General features: G+C 75.6%; 2 protein-coding genes, 1 tRNA gene and 1 pseudogene. All 4 read right to left on the reverse strand.

Features of this window, described 5'->3' with window-relative positions:
• Positions 1–395: 395 nt before the first annotated feature.
• On the reverse strand, positions 396–842 hold the full coding sequence (locus ABZ885_RS38075) for a DUF4442 domain-containing protein (protein ID WP_360199309.1): 447 nt from the start codon (positions 840–842) through the stop codon (positions 396–398).
• A 223-nt stretch (positions 843–1,065) separates the two neighbouring features.
• Positions 1,066–1,141, reverse strand: a tRNA-His gene (locus ABZ885_RS38080).
• 212 nt (positions 1,142–1,353) lie between these two features.
• Complete coding sequence (gene orn, locus ABZ885_RS38085) at positions 1,354–1,956, reverse strand: oligoribonuclease (RefSeq protein ID WP_360199311.1); 603 nt, start codon at positions 1,954–1,956, stop codon at positions 1,354–1,356.
• Between the two features lie 899 nt (positions 1,957–2,855).
• Positions 2,856–3,215, reverse strand: a pseudogene (locus ABZ885_RS38090) (helix-turn-helix domain-containing protein); the annotation flags it as partial.

Raw genomic sequence — 3,215 nt, forward strand, 5'->3', positions numbered from 1 at the left:
GGCTGACTCCCCGTCGGGCGACCGTCCGGTGCCCAGCGCCCGCCCGACCGCGTGGCCGGCCGGCCACGGCAGCGGTTCGACGGCGGCTGCGAACGCCCCGGGAGCCCCCAGCCCCCAGAGCTGCGCCAGGAGCGCCCCGCCCGCCGCTACGGCACGCGGCCCGGGAAGCCGGAGACCACCCGGGCGCCGTGCGCCGCCGACGGCGCGTCGGGCGGGGTCCGGGGCCTTGGTCGCGTGTTTGGGTCGCACGTGAATCGAGAACGAGCGGACGGGCCGTGAGGTCACGGCCGCCGTCACGGACAGTCATCACCGCTGGCGGCGAACCCATGGGGCCGAGGGCGCCGTAGGCCCGTAGGCCCGTCGGCCCGCCGGCCGGGGCGGCCGCCCCCGGGTGGTCAGGAGTTGGGGCGCAGGGTCCAGATGACGGTCATGACGCCGGTCACGGCGCCGTCGGCGCGGGTGATCTCGACGGTGACCGGGAACTCCGGCCGCTCGCCCTTGTCCAGCTCGGCGACGATGTCGGCGGCCGGGCGGCCCAGCACGGCGGTGGCGGTGACGACGCCCATGGCCAGCTTCTTGTACGAGATCTCGGCGCTGACCGCGAGCGGCACGGCGCGCGAGAGCTGGTCGCCGAAGGCGCCCAGGACGATGCAGCCGCTCGCGGACTCGGCGAGCGTGAACATCGCGCCGGCGTGCGGCCCGCCGACGTGGTTGTGGTACTCGGGCTGGTCGGGCAGGCGGAGCACGGCGCGCTCGGGCGTCGTCTCCAGGTACTCCAGCTTGAGGGTGCGTGCCATCGGCACGGTCGAGTCGAGCAGCTGGCCGATCGAAGGTGTGGTCATGGCGACGATGTTACTGGCAAGTAGCTTTGGAGGGCAGACCTGCCGACGGGTCTCTTGTGCTGATCTCTCGACGGATCTCCCGTCGGAGGGGCGGCGGGAGGGGCGGAGCATCGGCGAATGTGTCGAGGGCCACACGAGCCCGCGGGTGGTCGCGGGGGCGGAGCGCGGGAACGCGAAAACGCCTGAGGGGCCGATCTCTTGAAGAGATCGGCCCCTCAGGCTCTGGGGTGAGTGACGGGACTCGAACCCGCGGCCACCTGGACCACAACCAGGTGCTCTACCAACTGAGCTACACCCACCATCTGTCCGGCTCGTTCCCGCTCTTCGCGTTCCCGTTCCGACAGGAAGAACTCTACAGGATCCGAGAGGGTGCTCGCGCCAGGGTTTCGATCACGCGCTCGCGGACCCCCTCCCCGGGCCCCCGGGGGCCCCGACCGGGGCCACCGCCGGGTGAGCCGCCGCCGCCGGACCGGCCGGGCACGGAGGCCCGGCACGTCCGGCGGCGGGCGGGTCAGTCGGTCGACGCCTGGTACTTCTCGGCGATCGCCCGCGCCGTGTCGGTGTCCGGACCGGGCTGCGGGACGAACACCGCCTCGCGGTAGTACCGCAGTTCGTCGATGCTCTCGCGGATGTCCGCGAGCGCCCGGTGGTTACCGCCCTTCTGCGGGCTGTTGTAGTACGCCCTCGGGTACCAGCGGCGGGCCAGCTCCTTGATCGAGGAGACGTCCACGATCCGGTAGTGCAGGTGGCTCTCCAGGGCCGGCATGTCCCGGGCCAGGAAGCCCCGGTCGGTCGCGACCGAGTTCCCGCAGAGCGGCGTCCGCCCGGCCTCCGGCGCGTACTCGCGGACGTACGCGAGGACCATCGCCTCCGCCTCGGCCAGCGTGACGCCGTGCTCGAGCTCGTCGAGCAGCCCCGAGGAGGTGTGCATGGTGCGCACCACCTCGGGCATGTTCGCCAGCGCCTCCGCCGGCGGGCGGATGATGACGTCCACGCCCTCGCCGAGCACGTTCAGCTCGGAGTCCGTCACCAGCGCCGCGACCTCGACCAGGGCGTCCCGGTCGAGGTCGAGGCCTGTCATTTCACAGTCGATCCATACCAAACGGTCATTCACGCCACTCACCCTACGGCGCGATCACGCGCCGCGGGCACCGGAGGAGTCGCGCGCGGCGCCGGGGCGCAGCCCTCCGGGGCGTGCTCGTCCTGGCCGTGACCGTCCGGTCCGTGCGGCTCCCGGGCCTGGCCCGCCTGGCCCACCGGGTGGGCGGGGTGCGCCTGGTGCCCGTCCCGCGCGGCCCTCGGGTCGCGCGGCTCCCGGACGCCGTCCGGTCCCGCGGCGCGGCCGCCCTGCGGACGGACCTGCGGAGCGCGGCCCTGCCGGGCCCGGCCGTCCGGCGTCCCGGGCACCGCGGACTGCGGCAGCCGCCCGGCCGGGGCGCCGTGACCGCGGGCACCCGCGGCACCGGAACCGATGCCGCTCCCGCCGGCCGCGCCGGTCTCGTCCGACGGCCGCTCGGCCGCACTGCGGTGCCCCTGGCCCTGGCCGCGCGCACCCGGCTGAGGGTGGCCGTCCTCGGCCGCGGCGTGCTCCGCGGTGCGCGGCGGACGGCCCGCCCCCGGACCGGCCTGCGCCGGAACCAGCGGCGGCCGGACCGGACCGCGCCCGGCCCCCGGCTGCCCGGGGTGCGGCTGGTGGGCCGCCTGCTGGTGCGGGTACGGCTGCGCGGCGCGCGCGTGGAACCCCGGCGCGGACGGCTGCCCGTGCTGGCCCAGCGGACCGTGCTGGCCCGGGTGCCCGGGCAGCCCGGTGCTGCCCGCCCCGAGCGGGTGCGCGGACGGCTGGCCGTGCTGGCCGTGCTGGCCGTGCTGGCCGTGCTGGCCCGGGAACGTTCCACTCCCGGCGGCCGCCGCGGCTGCGGCTGCTGCAGCGTGCGCTGCGGCCGACTGCGGTACGGCGCCGGCCAGCCGGAGGTCGCCCGGGTGCGACGTCGCCGGGGTCGGCGCGGCCGTCCCCGGGCGGCGGGCCCGGTAGCTGGTCCGGTACGCGGCCGGCGAGACCCCGAGCTGGCGGCGGAAGTGCCCGCGCAGCGCCACCGGCGACCGGAAGCCGCAGCGGCGGGCGACGTCGTCCACCGACAGCTCCGAGGTCTCCAGCAGCCGCTGGGCCTGCAGCACCCGCTGGGTGATCAGCCACTGCAGCGGGGCGCTGCCGGTCAGCGTGCGGAACCGCCGGTCGAACGTCCGCCGGCTCATGTAGGCGCGCGCCGCCAGCACCTCGACGTCGAACTGCTGGTTGAGGTTCTCCAGCGCCCAGGTGACCACCTCGGCCAACGGGTCGTTGCCGATCTCCTCCGGTAAAGACTGATCGATGTA

Source organism: Kitasatospora sp. NPDC047058 (assembly GCF_040643935.1).
In the GTDB taxonomy this organism is placed as follows: Bacteria; Actinomycetota; Actinomycetes; order Streptomycetales; family Streptomycetaceae; genus Kitasatospora.